The sequence below is a fragment of the Variovorax sp. HW608 genome, assembly GCF_900090195.1.
Taxonomy (GTDB): domain Bacteria; phylum Pseudomonadota; class Gammaproteobacteria; order Burkholderiales; family Burkholderiaceae_C; genus Variovorax.
Genome location: NZ_LT607803.1, coordinates 5323209 through 5337320 on the forward strand (window position 1 = coordinate 5323209; position 14112 = coordinate 5337320).

14 protein-coding genes are annotated in these 14112 nt (G+C 69.1%); 4 read left to right on the forward strand and 10 right to left on the reverse strand.

From position 1 onward, the window contains the following. The first annotated feature begins 46 nt into the window (after positions 1-46). From VAR608DRAFT_RS25255 to mmsB, 3 genes are all read left to right on the forward strand, one after another. Positions 47-1201: an acyl-CoA dehydrogenase family protein gene (locus tag VAR608DRAFT_RS25255; RefSeq protein ID WP_088956568.1), complete on the forward strand. Its 1155-nt coding sequence runs from the start codon at positions 47-49 to the stop codon at positions 1199-1201. 12 nt (positions 1202-1213) lie between these two features. Next, complete coding sequence (locus VAR608DRAFT_RS25260; RefSeq protein ID WP_088956569.1) at positions 1214-2329, forward strand: enoyl-CoA hydratase/isomerase family protein; 1116 nt, start codon at positions 1214-1216, stop codon at positions 2327-2329. A gap of 170 nt (positions 2330-2499) precedes the next feature. Further along, entirely contained in the window at positions 2500-3399 is a 900-nt protein-coding gene (mmsB, locus tag VAR608DRAFT_RS25265) for a 3-hydroxyisobutyrate dehydrogenase (protein WP_088956570.1), read from the forward strand. 27 nt (positions 3400-3426) lie between these two features. On the opposite strand, the gene VAR608DRAFT_RS25270 is transcribed toward mmsB, so the two are convergent. Further along, positions 3427-3870, reverse strand: a complete 444-nt coding sequence (locus tag VAR608DRAFT_RS25270; protein WP_088956571.1) for a hypothetical protein — start codon at positions 3868-3870, stop codon at positions 3427-3429. A gap of 203 nt (positions 3871-4073) precedes the next feature. On the opposite strand from VAR608DRAFT_RS25270, the gene VAR608DRAFT_RS25275 reads away from it, so the two are divergent. After that, positions 4074-5159: an IS630 family transposase gene (locus tag VAR608DRAFT_RS25275; protein ID WP_088952391.1), complete on the forward strand. Its 1086-nt coding sequence runs from the start codon at positions 4074-4076 to the stop codon at positions 5157-5159. Positions 5160-5169: 10 nt separating this feature from the next. Here VAR608DRAFT_RS25275 and VAR608DRAFT_RS25280 read toward each other — a convergent pair whose 3' ends face one another. The 9 genes from VAR608DRAFT_RS25280 to VAR608DRAFT_RS25320 all read right to left on the reverse strand — a co-directional run bounded on the left by VAR608DRAFT_RS25280 (position 5170) and on the right by VAR608DRAFT_RS25320 (position 13956). Then, positions 5170-5922, reverse strand: a complete 753-nt coding sequence (locus VAR608DRAFT_RS25280; protein WP_088956572.1) for a zinc ribbon domain-containing protein — start codon at positions 5920-5922, stop codon at positions 5170-5172. A gap of 175 nt (positions 5923-6097) precedes the next feature. Then, the gene (locus VAR608DRAFT_RS25285; RefSeq protein WP_088956573.1) at positions 6098-6421 is read right to left on the reverse strand and encodes a chaperone modulator CbpM; all 324 of its coding nucleotides are present in this window, start codon (positions 6419-6421) and stop codon (positions 6098-6100) included. A gap of 4 nt (positions 6422-6425) precedes the next feature. Next, the gene (locus VAR608DRAFT_RS25290) at positions 6426-7385 is read right to left on the reverse strand and encodes a DnaJ C-terminal domain-containing protein (protein ID WP_088956574.1); all 960 of its coding nucleotides are present in this window, start codon (positions 7383-7385) and stop codon (positions 6426-6428) included. Positions 7386-7422: 37 nt separating this feature from the next. After that, positions 7423-8037 (reverse strand): histidine phosphatase family protein, encoded by a 615-nt coding sequence (locus tag VAR608DRAFT_RS25295; RefSeq protein WP_088956575.1) that lies wholly within the window; start codon positions 8035-8037, stop codon positions 7423-7425. A gap of 19 nt (positions 8038-8056) precedes the next feature. Beyond that, positions 8057-9634, reverse strand: a complete 1578-nt coding sequence (locus VAR608DRAFT_RS25300; RefSeq protein ID WP_088956576.1) for a phospholipase D family protein — start codon at positions 9632-9634, stop codon at positions 8057-8059. 61 nt (positions 9635-9695) lie between these two features. Continuing rightward, the gene (locus tag VAR608DRAFT_RS25305; RefSeq protein WP_088956577.1) at positions 9696-10340 is read right to left on the reverse strand and encodes a CDP-alcohol phosphatidyltransferase family protein; all 645 of its coding nucleotides are present in this window, start codon (positions 10338-10340) and stop codon (positions 9696-9698) included. 64 nt (positions 10341-10404) lie between these two features. Continuing rightward, positions 10405-11151: a glutamine amidotransferase gene (locus VAR608DRAFT_RS25310; RefSeq protein ID WP_088958966.1), complete on the reverse strand. Its 747-nt coding sequence runs from the start codon at positions 11149-11151 to the stop codon at positions 10405-10407. A 19-nt stretch (positions 11152-11170) separates the two neighbouring features. Next, positions 11171-12589, reverse strand: coding sequence for a GTPase/DUF3482 domain-containing protein (locus tag VAR608DRAFT_RS25315; protein ID WP_088956578.1), 1419 nt, complete (start codon positions 12587-12589; stop codon positions 11171-11173). Continuing rightward, positions 12586-13956, reverse strand: coding sequence for a DUF2868 domain-containing protein (locus VAR608DRAFT_RS25320; protein ID WP_231972956.1), 1371 nt, complete (start codon positions 13954-13956; stop codon positions 12586-12588). The genes VAR608DRAFT_RS25315 and VAR608DRAFT_RS25320 overlap by 4 nt, the downstream gene beginning before the upstream one ends. Between the last annotated feature and the right edge of the window lie 156 nt (positions 13957-14112).

Consider the following 14112-nt stretch of genomic DNA (forward strand, 5'->3'; position numbering starts at 1 on the left):
CGGGATGCGGCCGGGGTAGACAGTTTTCCAAACGTAGACTTGGGGCATGGACTTCGAACTTTCCGAAGAGCAGCGCGCCTTCGCGCACACCGCGCGCGAATTCGCGCTGGCCGAATTCGCGCCGCATGCGGCCCGGTGGGACGCGGAGGCGGTCTTCCCCAGGGAAGCGATCGCCAAGGCCGGTGAACTGGGCTTCTGCGGCCTCTATGCACCCGAAAGCATCGAAGGGCTCGCGCTGCCGCGCCTCGATGCGACGCTGGTGTTCGAGGAAATGGCGGCGGTCGATCCCTCGACCACCGCCTTCATCACGATCCACAACATGGCGACGTGGATGCTCGGCACCTGGGGCGGCCCAGCGGTGCGCGAGCGCTGGGGCGCCGATCTGACGAGCGGGCGCAAGCTCGCGTCGTACTGCCTGACCGAGCCCGGCGCGGGCTCCGACGCCGGCTCGCTCAAGACCCGCGCCGAACTGCAGGGCGGCGAATACGTCATCAACGGCGGCAAGGCCTTCATCTCAGGCGCGGGTTCCACCGACGTGCTGGTGCTGATGGCGCGCACCGGTGGTGGCGGCCCGAGCGGCATCTCGGCCATCGCGGTGCCGGCCGATGCACCCGGCATCAGCTACGGCAAGAAGGAACACAAGATGGGCTGGAACAGCCAGCCCACGCGCACCATCAACTTCGACAACGTGCGCGTGCCGGCCGAGAACCTGCTCGGGCAGGAAGGCGAGGGCTTCCGCATCGCGATGAAGGGGCTCGACGGCGGGCGCATCAACATCGCGACCTGCTCGGTCGGCGCGGCGCAGGGCGCGCTCGATGCGGCGCGCCGCTACCTGCATGAGCGCCAGCAGTTCGGCAAGCCGCTCGCGAGCTTCCAGGCGCTGCAGTTCAAGCTGGCTGACATGGCGACGGAACTGGTCGCCGCGCGCCAGATGGTGCGCATGGCCGCAAGCAAGCTCGATGCAGGCCATGTCGATGCGAGCACCTATTGCGCGATGGCCAAGCGCTTCGCCACCGACGCCGGCTTCACCGTCTGCAACGAGGCGCTGCAACTGCATGGCGGCTATGGCTACCTGAGCGAATTCCCGCTGGAGCGGCTGGTGCGCGATGCGCGCGTGCACCAGATCCTCGAAGGCACGAACGAAATCATGCGCATGATCGTCGCCCGCAAGCTGCTCGAAGGCGATTCAGACATCCGATAACAACCACAGCCAATGACCGATCCCGTCGTTCTCTTCAACGAAATCAAGACCGCCAACGGCAAGCGCTTTTGCATTGCCACGCTCAATTCGCCGGCATCGCTCAACTCGCTCTCGGTGGCGATGGTGCGGCTCTTGATCCCGAAGCTGCGCGAATGGGCGCAGGACGACGGCGTGGCCGGCGTGCTGCTCGACGCCTCGGGCGAGAAGGCCTTCTGCGCCGGCGGCGACCTGCGCCGGCTCTACCAGACGCTGCTCGAATGCGGACCCGCGCGCAACACCTATGCCGAGGAATTCTTCAGCGAGGAATACGAGCTCGACTACCTGATCCACACCTTCCCCAAGCCCTTCCTGTGCTGGGGACACGGCATCGTGATGGGCGGCGGCGTGGGCCTGATGGCGGGCGCGTCGCACCGGGTGGTCACGCTGCAAAGCCGCGTGGCGATGCCCGAGATCAACATCGGCCTGTACCCCGATGTCGGCGGAAGCTGGTTCCTGCGCCGCGCGCCGGGGCGTGTGGGCGTGTTCCTCGCGCTCACCGCCGCGCCGCTGAATGCGGCGGATGCGATCTTCTGCGGGCTGGCCGACATCGTCGTGCCGCACGAGCGCAAGGCGCAAGTGCTCGAAGGCATCGCGGGCGCGAACTGGCAGGGTGAGTCGAAAGCGGATCGCGCACTGCTGTCGCGCCTGCTCGCCAAGGCGGGCGAGGGTGGGCAGAAGCAGCCCTCGAAGCTGCGCGAGCACTTCGACACCATCAACGATCTGATGGCCGGCGACGACCTTCTCGACATCGCGCATCGCCTGCGCAGCCTGAAGTCGGACGATGCGTGGCTGCAGACCGCCGCGACGACTTTCGCGAAGGGCTCGCCGAGTTCGGCGGCGCTGTCCTTCGCGCTCTGGCAGCGCGTCACGCGCATGTCGCTGGCCGAGGTGTTCCGGCTCGAGTTCTGGGCGTCGCTCGGGTGCTGTGCGCACAAGGACTTCGCCGAAGGCATTCGCGCGCTCCTGATCGACAAGGACCGCAATCCGCGCTGGAGCCCGGCGACGCTCGAGGAGATCACACCGGAGTTCATCGAAGACCACCTGCGCGTGCGTGCCCCGGGCCCGCATCCGCTGGCTGCGCTCGTCTGATTTTTCAACCCAATACCCCGCAAGAACCCACGACGCATGAACCTGTCGCCATCCAGCCGGGAAACGCCGCGGACCGGCTTTGCCGGGCCGCTGGGGTTGCCCCCGGAGAGGGGGTGTCAGAGCCACACGAAGTGGGCGAGGCTGGGGGTGAACCTATACGGAGACAAGGTATGAAGATCGCATTTATCGGCCTCGGAAACATGGGCGGTCCGATGGCCCTGAATCTGAAGAAGGCGGGCCATGAGGTCCGGGGCTTCGACCTCTCGAAGCCGGCCTGCGAGAAGCTCGCGGGCGACGGCCTCGGCATCGCGGCATCCACCGCCGAGGCCATCGCAGGCGCCGAGATCGTGATCAGCATGCTGCCCGCGAGCCAGCATGTCGAATCGCTCTATCTCGGCGGCGACGGCAAGCCCGGGCTCATGGAACAGATCCCTGCGGGCACGCTGGTGATCGACAGCAGCACCATCGCCGCCGCGAGCTCGCGCAAGGTGGCGGAGGCCGGTGCGAAGCGTGGCGTGGCGGTGATCGATGCGCCCGTGTCCGGCGGCACGGGCGGTGCGATCGCGGGCACCTTGACGTTCATGGTGGGCGGCGCCGCATCCGACCTCGAACGCGCGCGCCCGGTGCTCGAGAAGATGGGCGCCAACATCTTCCATGCGGGCGGCGCAGGCGCGGGGCAGACCGCGAAGATCTGCAACAACATGCTGCTCGGCATTCTGATGATCGGCACCTCGGAAGCCATTGCGCTGGGGGTGGCCAACGGGCTCGATCCCAAGGTGCTGTCGGAGATCATGCGCCGCAGTTCGGGCGGCAACTGGGCGCTCGAAAAGTACAACCCGCTGCCGGGCGTGATGGAGAACGCGCCGGCTTCCAAGGGCTATGCGGGCGGCTTCGGCACCGACCTGATGCTCAAGGACCTCGGCCTTGCGCAGGAGAACGCGGCGGCCGTGCGCGCGGCCACGCCGCTGGGCGGGCTCGCGCGCAATCTGTATGCGGCGCACAGCCTCGCGGGCCATGGGGCGCTCGATTTCTCGAGCGTCATCAAGCTGGTGCAGGCCAAGTCCGCGTAAGGCGCACCGCGGGCGCCGCGCGTGGCGCTACTGCGGCACGACGCGCGCCGCGTTCCCCTGGCCCTGGATGAACACGCGCTGGCCCACGCGCAGGCCGGGGTCCACGGGCTGGGTCACTTCGACCAGCACACCGCTGTCGGTGCGCACGAAGATTTCCTGACCGGGCATCGACCCGGCGGCGTTGTTCGCGACCTGCGCGCCGGCCATGGAGCCGCCGATCGCGCCGGCCACCATGGCCACGTCGCGGCCCGTGCCGCCGCCGATCAGGCTGCCGAGGCCCACGCCGGTCAGGCCGCCGACCACCGCACCCACGCCGGTATGGGCCGGGCTGCGGATGGTGGTGGGGGCGATCTGCTCGATCTTGCCCTGCGTGATCGCCATCGGCGGCTGCTGCTGCTGCGGCATCGCGCAGGCGGTGAGGGCGAGGGCCGTGGCGAGGGTCGCGATGCGGGTGTGCAGTTGGAAAGCCATGATGAACGTCGCTCCTTCGGTGAGATTGCGTTGTTGTTCGAGACCGCGCAGCGCAGTCTGACGCGATTCCGCATCGTCGCCAAGCGTGGTCGGGGCGCTTCCCTATTCGTTCGGCTTCTGCTAGTGTCGTGAGTTAGAAGTTCATTGAACTAATCTGATGGCGTCGAATCGATCGTGTACCGTGTACACACGACGAGGCGACCATGCGAGGAAGACCCAAGGCAGAACTGGTGCTGAGCGAAGCCGAACGCGAGCAACTCACGGCGCTGACGCTGCGGCGTAAGACCGCACAGGCGCTGGCGTTGCGCGCTCGCATTGTTCTGGCCTGCGCCGAAGGAGTGGACAACAAGGTGGTTGCAGGCCGCCAGCGCGTGACGCAGCAGACGGTTTCGAAGTGGCGTGCCCGATTCGTCGAGCATCGGCTGGACGGGCTGCTGGACGCCCCTCGGCCTGGCGCACCGCGAACGATCGACGACGCGCGCGTCGACGCCGTGATCGCCAAGACGCTGGAGAGCACCCCCGTCGCGGCGACGCATTGGAGCACCCGCACCATGGCGCGCGAAACCGGGATGTCCCAAACGGCCGTGTCTCGCATCTGGCGTGCCTTCGGACTTCAACCTCATCGCCAGGAGACCTTCAAGCTCTCCAACGATCCACTGTTCGTCGAGAAGGTGCGCGACATCGTCGGGCTTTACCTTGATCCGCCGCTCAAGGCGATGGTGCTGTGCGTGGACGAGAAGAGCCAAATTCAGGCACTCGATCGCACGCAACCCTTGCTGCCGCTGGCGCCAGGCATCCCCGAGCGGCGTACCCACGACTACGAGCGCCATGGCACCACCACGCTGTTTGCGGCGTTGGACATTGCCACCGGCTCGGTCATCGGGGACTTGCATCGCCGCCATCGAAGCACCGAATTCCTGCAGTTCCTGCGCACCATCGAGGCCAACGTGCCGCAAGTGCTGGACATCCACCTCGTGATGGACAACTACGGAACACACAAGACTCCTGCAATCAGGAACTGGCTTGCCCGGCATCCGCGCTTTCACGTGCACTTCACGCCGACCTCTGCGTCTTGGCTGAACCAGGTCGAACGCTGGTTTGCCACCCTGACGCAAAAGTACATCCGCCGCGGCACTCATCGCTCCACACGACAACTCGAACAGGCGATCAGGCACTACATCAAGCACAACAATGACGACCCCAAGCCGTTCGTCTGGTCCAAGACCGCCGACAACATCCTCGCAAGTGTCGAGAGATTTTGTTTGCGAACTTCTAACTCACGACACTAGGGCGCCAGGCTCAGAACGCCAGCGTCGGGTTGCGGTGCAACTCGTCACGCTTGCGCTGCGCGCGCACCAGGTTGCAGCGCGGATGCTGGGCGTACTGCGGCTTGTCGCAGTGCGCGGCCTCGCAGCGCGCGGCGAAGACGAAGTTGAGCGTTTCGCAGCCGCTGCGCGGATCCAGCGCGCCGACGCGCGTTGGCGGCGCGGCCTTGGGTACCTGCCTGCGTTCGGCCGGCGGTGGCGAGGGCGTCAAGGCGGCAACCGGGGGTGACACTGCCGCCGGCGGAATTGCCGGACCGTCGGTTGGCGCCGCGTTGCCGCCCGGCGTCACCGCGGCCTCGCCCGGGGCGAGCGATGCGCCGAGCGAGACGGTTTCCGGCGCCGGTACCGACGCCGTGTGCTGGTCGGCCGCAACGGCCAAGGACGACGCGGCAGAGGCCGGCCGCTCGACACGCGAGGCCACTGTCGCGGAGGCCGCAGAGGGCGGCGGCTTGCGCAGCAGGCTCGCGTACCACGTGCCGATGCCCGCCAACAGCACGAACGCCGCCACGCCGATGCCGATCCACACGCCAATGAGCGAGCGCGGCTCGATCTGCACCGGCGTGGCCACCGCAGCCGTCGAGGCGACGGGGCGAGCTGGCATCGCCCGCATGGTCTCCAGCATCGACGGCTGCGTCGCGGTGAAGGTCGGGAGCTTGCGCGCGCATCCGTGACAGAACATCGCAGAGTCGCGGTTCTCCGTCTGGCAGGCGGGGCAGATCACTGGCATGGGGGCACTCCGGGCGCATCCAAAGGACGCGAAGCTTCCACTCTGCGTGGCATGTGGCGCGAAGTCTGCCAGCCGCCGCCTACTTTGGGGGCGCGATCAAGCCCCGTCGAGCCGCGCCTCGAAGAATTCCACCGTGCGCGACCACGCCGGCTTGGCGCGGAAATGGAGTGAGGGCTCAGATCTCGCGGCCGAGTCCCTGCGCGCGCAGCACGGCCTTGAGCCGGCGCACCTCGTGTTCGAGATCGAGGATCAGCGCAGCCGCATCGAGCCCCACGCCGAAGTCGCGCTCCAGACGGCGCGCATCGAGCGCACACTGCAGGTCGCTGCTGTGGAAGCGCCACTGCTCGGGCTCTCTGCCCGGCTCGCGCGATTCGATGATGCCGACCTCGACCAATTGAACCACCCAGTCGATTTCCGCACCGCAGGCATGGGCGAGTTCCGTGGCGGCGAGGGGGTGCGAAGCACTCAGCGCGGTGGTCGTGACAGTCACAGTAGCCATGTGGTCAAACTCCAAGATGGCGGCGCGGATTGAAGGGCGCCGCAGCGGCGAGCTGCTCGTAGGCCTTGCGCGCCGCATCGCTGTCGGCCGGCGGCAGCGCGATTTCGAGCAGCAGGTAGAGATGGCCGGGCGGCTTGCCGGGCAGGCCGCGCTCCTTGAGCCGCAGCTTCAGACCGTTGCGCGCGTTGGGCGGCACGGTCACCTCGACGACGCCGCCGCCGGGCGTGGGCACCTGCACCTTCGCGCCGAGCGCGCCTTCGGTCGGCGTGATCGGCAACGTCATGTAGAGGTCGCGGTCCTCGACACGATAGAGCTTGTGCGGCGCGATGCGCACTTCGAGGTAGAGATCGCCCGGCGGCTCGCCGCCATGGCCCGGCATGCCCTGGCCCGCGAGGCGGATGTACTGGCCCGGATGCACGCCGGCGGGGATCTTCACGCTCAGCGTGCGCGTCTTCCATTGCGGACGCCCCTGCGCGTCGATCTCCTGCGAGCGCAGCGTGATCTCGCGCTCGGCGCCCCTGATGGCGTCCTCCAGCGCGATCTCGATCGCGGCATGGTGGTCCTCGCCGCGTGCGCGGTAGTGCTGCCGCTGGGCGCCGCGCCGCTCGGCCGCACCGAACAGCGAGGAGAAGAACTCGCTGAACTCCGCATGGTCGGCCGGCCCGGCGTGCGGTCCGCGATGGAACTCGAAGCCCTCGTCCCATCCGGGCGGCGGCTGGAATCCGCCGTCGGGGCTGCCGCCGCGCGCGACGTGGTCGGCGAGCTGGTCGTAGGCGGCGCGCTTTTCCTTGTCGCGCAGCACGTCGTTCGCCTCGTTGACCTCGCGCATGCGCGCCTCGGCGTCGGGCTCCTTGCTGACGTCGGGGTGGTACTTGCGCGCGAGCTTGCGATAGGCCTTGCGCACCTCGTCCTCCGAGGCGCCGCGTTCGAGCCCGAGGATCTTGTAGTAGTCCTTGAAGTCCATGGCAATGGGTTTCCGGAAAGTGCGGCGAACGGCGCGTTCAGGCCAGGGCGGCCCCGCCGTCCACCTGCTGCAGGAGGGGCTTCAGGCGCCAGGTGGTGCCGCTCTGCTCGAATCGCAAGGGTTGCGCATTGCCGAGCACGCCAAGGTCGACCGGCACGCCCAGGAGCGCCGCGAGCACGTAGAGCGTGCCGCCGTGCGCGACGATGAGCACCGGCCCCGGATGCGCCAGCGCATGCTCGATCGCGGCGCGCGAGCGGTCGATGAATTCGGGCAGCGTTTCGCCGTTCTCGGGCTCGCAGGCCCAGTCGATGGATGCCGACGAGGTGCCGATGAGGGCGCCGAAGTTGCGCTCGCGCAGCCCTTCGAGCACCAGCGGCGCGATGCCGTGCGGCGCCGACACCGTGTGCGCGGTGGTCAGTGCGCGCACCACGCCGCTCGTGAGAATGCTGCGCACCGGCTCGCCGGCGAGGATCGAAGCGGCGTGGTGCGCCTGCTGCACGCCGAGCTCGCTCAGCGGCTCGTCGACGGCCTGGAAGATGCGGCGCGCGTTGCACGCGGTCTGTCCATGGCGCAGGAAGTAGAAGTGGTCGCACGCGGGCGAGAGCGGCTGTCCGGCAGCGAGTTCGGCAAGGAGTTTCAGGCCTGATGTCATCTGGTTCTTGGGGCAGCGTTCAGAGCAGCCATTCAATGGGCAGGATTTCCAGGAAGTCGATCCACAGGCGCTTCACCGGGCCCGCACCGGGCTCGGAGGAATGGCGCGTCTCGCCGGTCGGCTCGACGTCGACCCATTCGAGCCCGTGTCCGTCGGGCTGGCGGCGCACGAGGTAGGCCCGTGTGGGGATGGTGGTGTCGAACTGCTTCGACAGCATGCCGGCGAGCGCCGGGCTTTCGATGACCACGCCCATCTCGGTGTTGAGCCTGGCCGAGCGCGGGTCGAGGTTGTACGAGCCGACGAAGATGCGCTCGCGATCGACCGCGAAGGTCTTCGCATGCAGGCTCGCGGCCGAGCTCGCGCGGCTGCCGCTGCCCGGGAGCCCGCGCGCCCTGTCATCGTCCTTCCCCTTTTCGGGCGGCGGTACGGCCGCGCCCGGCTTCAGCTCGTAGAGCACCGCGCCGCCTTCGAGCAATTCGCCGCGGTACTTGGTATAGCCCGCATGCACCGGGCTCACGTCGGTGGCCGAGAGCGAGTTGGTCAAAACGCGCACCTTCACGCCGCTCTGCGCGAGTTCGACGAGCGACTTGGTCCCATCGGCGCCGGGCACGAAGTAGGGCGACACCAGATCGAGCTCGCGCTTCGGGTGGCCCATGGCCGCAAGGAGCTGCGGCAGCATCTGCAGGTCGCGGCGGTCCGTGGGCTGAAGCACCTTCGAGGGGTCGTCATGCAGCACGCGCGCGGTGGTCCACTCGAAGTCGACGTTCTTGTCGGCCAGTTGCGCCAGCAGCGGGGTCTGGCGCACCGCCTCCAGATATTGGACGGCCTCGGGGTTCTGATGGACCTTGTCCCATGCCTCGCGCAGCGCCGCTGCGCTGGCGGGCTGCGCGGGCGCGATCACGCTGGCGGCGGGATAGGCGGAGGCGCTGTTCCAGAACAGGTCGAACTCGCTGGAGACTTCCTGCACCACCGGGCCGATGCCCAGCACGTCGAGGTCCTGGAAGCCCACTTCCATGTTGGCGCCGTAGTACTCGTCGCCGATGTTGCGTCCGCCGACGATGCTCGCCTGGTTGTCCGCGGTGAAGGACTTGTTGTGCATGCGGCGGTTGACGCGCGAGAAGTCCGAGATGAAGTCGCCGGCGCGCAAGCCCCGGTTCGCGAACGGGTTGAAGAGCCGGACTTCGATGTTCGGATGCGCGTCGAGTGCCGCCAGCGTCGGGTCGAGCCCGCGGGTGTTCGCGTCGTCGAGCAGCAGCCGCACGCGCACGCCGCGCTCGGCGGCGTCCCAGACCGCCTGCCAGAGCAGCTGGCCCGTGGTGTCGTCGTGCCAGATGTAGTACTGCAGGTCGAGGCTGCGGTCGGCGAGCCTTGCGAGCACCACGCGCGCGGCGAAGGCGTCTTCCGCCACGACCAGCGGATGGATGCCCGACTTGCCCGGATGCGCCGTTGCCAGCGGCCGCACCGCCTGGCCCAGGCGCGTGTCGGCGGTGTTCGTGAGTGCGTTCGTCGGGGTCCGCTCGACGCTGGCCGGCAGGCTTGCGCAGCCGGTGAGCAGCAGGCCGAGGAGGAAGGCAGCGATTGCGCGCGAAGCGGTCATGTGGCGATGCGGGCCGGCAATGACGATGCGGGCATTCTAGGGACCTGCTGCCGCAGCGCGATTACAGCTTGGGGATGCGCAAGGTCTTGCTGATCATCAAGGTGCCGGAGAGGGCGAACAGCAGGCTGAGCGGATGCAGCAGCCACGGGCGGAGCGTCCAGGCGCCGCCCCAGATGTTGCTGCCGATGCGGCCTTGCCATGCGGCGAGCGCGAGGATACCGACCAGCACCACGCTGGTCGGAATGGGCGTGCCTTCGAAGTACCTGACCTTGTCCCCGCCTTCGGAGAGCGCTTCAGCCGTGACGTTGTAGCGCGCGAGCCGGCTCACGCCGCAGCAGACGAAGTAGACCAGGATCACGCAGTCCCAGCCGCCGTTGAGGCCCGCCGCGAAGGCGAGCGATGCGGGCAGCACGCCGAAGGAGATCACGTCCGCCAGCGAATCGAGCTCGCGGCCGAGCGCCGAATTGGTCTGCCGCCAGCGCGCGATGCGGCCGTCGAACACATCGAAGACGAAGGCTGCCGGCGCGAGCGCAGCCGCCCACAGAAAGTGCACCAGCGACTGGCTGGCGATGAAGGCCATCGCGAGAAAGATCGCCCCGACGCCGCAGGCCGCGTTCGCGAGCGTGAAGAAGTCCGCGAGATGGAAGCCGCGGATCATCGAGAAGTGCTTCGGGGCCGGGCGCGCGCCGGAGGCGGTGTGGGGCATGGGCTGTTCCTTGGTCGGACCTGCGGCACACCTTAGCGCAAGTCGGGGCGGCCGGGTGGAGTCGCTACGCCGATGCCGCGGCGCGCGCCTCGACGATGCGCGCGAAGCGTCCGAGCAGCCCTGCGGCCGCGGGCGTCGGCTTCACACGCGCCTCGACGGCGCCGGGGTCCGCGCCCTCGGCTCGAATCGGCTCCGCCAGGTGCTCGACATAGCCGCGCATGATCTCGTCGTCGAATTCAGGATGGAACTGCACGCCCCAGGCGCTGTCGCCGATGCGGAAGGCCTGCGTCGCCTCGAAGGCATTGCCCGCCAGAAGCACCGCATCTGCGGGCAGGCGCAGCGCGCTTTGCCGGTGCACCACGTGGGCGTCGAAGCGCTTCGGCAGTCCGCGCGTGAGCGGATCGTGCGCCGCCTCGGGCCTGAGTTCGACCTCAACCGTGCCGATCTCCATGCCCACCGGATGGTCGCCGGCCTCGCCGCCGAGCGCATCGGCCAGCAACTGGTGGCCGAAGCAGATGCCGAGCACCGGCGTGTGACGGGCCACCAGTTGCCTGAGCCATGCGCCGGTGCTTTCGCTCCAGGGTTCGCGGTGCGACACCATGGCGTGCGAGCCGGTCACGATGGCGCCCGAGAGCGCGGCGGGATCGGGCAGGGTGTCGCCGCGACGCGGGTCGAGCACCACGACGGGGAGCTGCGTGTCGCCGAGCCCGGCGGCGATCCAGTGTTCGAAGTCGCCGCGGCGTTCGCGCAGCGGCTCGAAGGTGTCGCCGACCTTGATGATCGCGAGGGGGCGGGGGTCGATGTCTTCCATGCCTTGGATCATGCCGGAATCAGGGCGTGGTCGCGCCGCCTTTGGCCTCGATGGCCTCCCGCAGCCGCCCCGCCACGTGCGAAGCGAGGTCCTGCCGCTGCGGCGCCTCGCGCCAGCGCAGGCGCGTGCCGGACTCCCAATCGGGATGGCTGCGCGCCGGCTGTGCAGTACGCACGACCTCGGCCAGTGCGCGCTGGTCGATGCCGCCCGGGCCATCGGCGCCGATGCGGTCCAGCGCCGCATGCCCGCGGTACTCGAGCGCGCGCAGCAGCCGAAGCTGCCAGCCCATGAGCACGAACAGCACGCGGTCCTCGACGGTGAGTTCGTGCACGTCGCGCAGCTTGTTGGCGAGCTTGCGTCCGAGCGGGCCGAGTCCTTGCGACATCGCGCCGCCGATGGCGCCGCCGAGCGCCGCGCCGGTGCCGAGCGAAAGGCCGGCCAGCGCGAGATCGGCCACCACGCCCACCGCCGCGCCCACGGCCACGCCCTTGCCGAGCAGGATGCTGGCGTCCTTCAGCGCCTCGGGGTGGAAGAAGTCCATGGTCCAGCGCCCCTCGATCGCCGGCAGCGGCGCCTCGTCGGCATCGCCTTCGCGGAAGCCGTAGAGCGCGAGCAGATCGTCGGCAGAGCGCTGCGCCTTGTCGAAGAGCGACTGCTGCAGTCCGGAGACCAGCGCGTGGCGTCCCTGCTCGTCGGCGAATTCGGCGGCCGTCGCGGTGCGCCGCATCGCGGTGGCGTCCACGAGGAGTTCGGCGATGCGCTGGCACGCAGCCCGCCGGCGCTGCGCGAACTCGGCATCGAGCGACGCGGCGACCTTGTCCAGGGCGGCCCGCCGGTCCCGCAGCAGCGTCGACAGATCGCGGTACAGCTCGCGCTCCGCGCCGACGAAAGGGGCGGCCGCGTCGAAGCGCACCACCACGTGCAGGCCGTAGGCCGACAGCAGTTCCTTCCAGGCGTTTTCGCGGTGCGCGGCGCCGTGCAGGAAGTTCAGCACCGGCAGCACCGGCCGCGCGCAGGCGTTGAGCAGTTCGATCTCGGCGCGGAACTTGGGCAGCACCGGTTCGCGCGCATCGATCACGAGAAAGGCCGCATCGATCTCGAGCATCGCGCGCAGCACCTTGGCTTCCTGCTCGAACACGCCATGCGCCTCGGGGCCCTGGAGAAAGCGGCGGATGCGGTCGGGCGGCGTCAGGCCCTTGTCGAAGATCTCGAGGTGCTCGCGCAGCGCGACGGCATCTTCGAGGCCCGGCGTGTCGAGGAAGCGCACCGCGGGCTTGCCGCCGACTTCGAGGTCCACCGATTCGACATGGCGCGTGGTGCCCGGCTGCTGCGACACCTCGCCGAAGTTCACGCGCCGCGTGAGGGTGCGCAGCAGCGAAGTCTTGCCGGCGTTGGTGTGGCCGACCACGGCGATGCGGATGGGCTTGTCGGTCGTCATGTCCAGTCGTGGAGCATAGGCTCCAGCGCGTCGCCGGCGTGGATGCCGTCGAGCCCGGCATCGCCCAGCCAGGTGTGCCAGCGCCGGCGTGCCTCGTCGTCCGCCGTGCCGAAGAGCCAGAGACGGCAATCGCTGCACAGAGCCAGCACTTCGCGCAGGAAGCGCTCGGTGCCGCGATCGGGACTGGAGCCCGCGTGGCAGCCGACGAGCACCCGGCGCGGCCGCAGCCGCGCCAGCGTGCCCTGCAGTTGCCGCATCGCCGCGGCGCTGCCGTCGATGCGCATCGCGCGGGCGCCGCGCATGTCGAGCGCGGCGGGCGGCCAGGGCAGCTCGTCGGGCAGTTCGAAGCCGATCGCCATCAGCGTCTCGGTGGCGTCGGCCGAAGGCAGATGCTGCGGTGCGAGGTGCGGCGACTGGCCGGGATCGGCATCGACGATGTTGGGCGGTGTCAGCGCGTCGAAGCGCGCGATCAGCTTGCGGTAGTAGGGCAGGGAGAGATCGGGCGCGAGCGCCTGCCTGCGCATGCGCCAGACCGCGGCGCACAGCAGCGCGAAGGCGGCGCGCGGAAGCAGCCCGTAGACCACGATGCAACCCGTGAGCCAGAGCGCCCACGCGCGTTGCCCGGATGCCGCCGCCAGCGGCGAGCGCACCGCCTGCGCGTCCGGAACGGGAAACCCCAGCCATGCTGGCAAGCGGCCCAGCCACTGCACGCCTTGCACGAAGAAATCGGGATCGAGGATCGTCGTCTCCCAGTTCAGTGCGTAGTTGCGGAACGCCAGCGCGAACAGCATGGCCGCTATCACCACCGCGAACGACAGCGCCCAGATGGCATGGCTCACGAAGCCCAGCGCCCAGGGCAAGAGCCGCGCCTGCGCGAGCAGCCTTGTCGTGGCGCGCAGCAGCACCGGCACCTGGCCCTGGCGGCCGCCCGCGACGCGCGCGGTGAGCGCGATCCAGATCCAGCCGAAGGAGGCGTTGAAGGAGCCGGGCGACACCAAAAGCCCGATCAGCCACAGCAGCAGCGTGAGGAGGTGCAGGCCCAGCAGGCTCGCGAGCGCGACGACGACGTTGATCCGCCGCTCACCGCCGCCGAGAACGTTGCCGGCCAGCGAGAGGCCCGCGATGACGATCAGCGCCACCAGCCCGAGGAGCACCCACGGGGCCCACGCGCGGGCGCCTGCGAGTTCGGCGACGAGCCCCGTCCGCCCGGCGAGGATGCGTGCGCGCTGGGCGATGCGGCCCGCCGCACCGGGGTCGGCGCCGGCGGCTTCGCGCAGCGCCTGCGAATCCTCGAGCGGGCCGGCCTCTTCGATCAATCGCACTGCTTCGGTGAGCGTTGCGTCCTGGAACGAAGAGGGATGCGCCACGGGGTTCGACAGCTTTCTTGTTTGACGGCGAGCGGGCACTCCGGCGCACCGGAGGGGAGCGGGAAATTATGCCCGTGGCGACCCGGGAGCAACGCCCAAGAAATGGCCGCGGCTACGGCCTCATCAACTCCATGCGCAGGGGAAGGAGAGGGTCTT

What these genes read in the sequence shown, in the direction of transcription:
- VAR608DRAFT_RS25255 (WP_088956568.1), top strand. Translation starts at nt 47, where the DNA reads ATGGACTTCGAACTTTCCGAAGAGCAGCGCGCCTTCGCGCACACCGCG.
- VAR608DRAFT_RS25260 (WP_088956569.1), top strand. Translation starts at nt 1,214, where the DNA reads ATGACCGATCCCGTCGTTCTCTTCAACGAAATCAAGACCGCCAACGGC.
- mmsB (WP_088956570.1), top strand. Translation starts at nt 2,500, where the DNA reads ATGAAGATCGCATTTATCGGCCTCGGAAACATGGGCGGTCCGATGGCC.
- VAR608DRAFT_RS25270 (WP_088956571.1), bottom strand. Translation starts at nt 3,870, where the DNA reads ATGGCTTTCCAACTGCACACCCGCATCGCGACCCTCGCCACGGCCCTC.
- VAR608DRAFT_RS25275 (WP_088952391.1), top strand. Translation starts at nt 4,074, where the DNA reads ATGCGAGGAAGACCCAAGGCAGAACTGGTGCTGAGCGAAGCCGAACGC.
- VAR608DRAFT_RS25280 (WP_088956572.1), bottom strand. Translation starts at nt 5,922, where the DNA reads ATGCCAGTGATCTGCCCCGCCTGCCAGACGGAGAACCGCGACTCTGCG.
- VAR608DRAFT_RS25285 (WP_088956573.1), bottom strand. Translation starts at nt 6,421, where the DNA reads ATGGCTACTGTGACTGTCACGACCACCGCGCTGAGTGCTTCGCACCCC.
- VAR608DRAFT_RS25290 (WP_088956574.1), bottom strand. Translation starts at nt 7,385, where the DNA reads ATGGACTTCAAGGACTACTACAAGATCCTCGGGCTCGAACGCGGCGCC.
- VAR608DRAFT_RS25295 (WP_088956575.1), bottom strand. Translation starts at nt 8,037, where the DNA reads ATGACATCAGGCCTGAAACTCCTTGCCGAACTCGCTGCCGGACAGCCG.
- VAR608DRAFT_RS25300 (WP_088956576.1), bottom strand. Translation starts at nt 9,634, where the DNA reads ATGACCGCTTCGCGCGCAATCGCTGCCTTCCTCCTCGGCCTGCTGCTC.
- VAR608DRAFT_RS25305 (WP_088956577.1), bottom strand. Translation starts at nt 10,340, where the DNA reads ATGCCCCACACCGCCTCCGGCGCGCGCCCGGCCCCGAAGCACTTCTCG.
- VAR608DRAFT_RS25310 (WP_088958966.1), bottom strand. Translation starts at nt 11,151, where the DNA reads ATGGAAGACATCGACCCCCGCCCCCTCGCGATCATCAAGGTCGGCGAC.
- VAR608DRAFT_RS25315 (WP_088956578.1), bottom strand. Translation starts at nt 12,589, where the DNA reads ATGACGACCGACAAGCCCATCCGCATCGCCGTGGTCGGCCACACCAAC.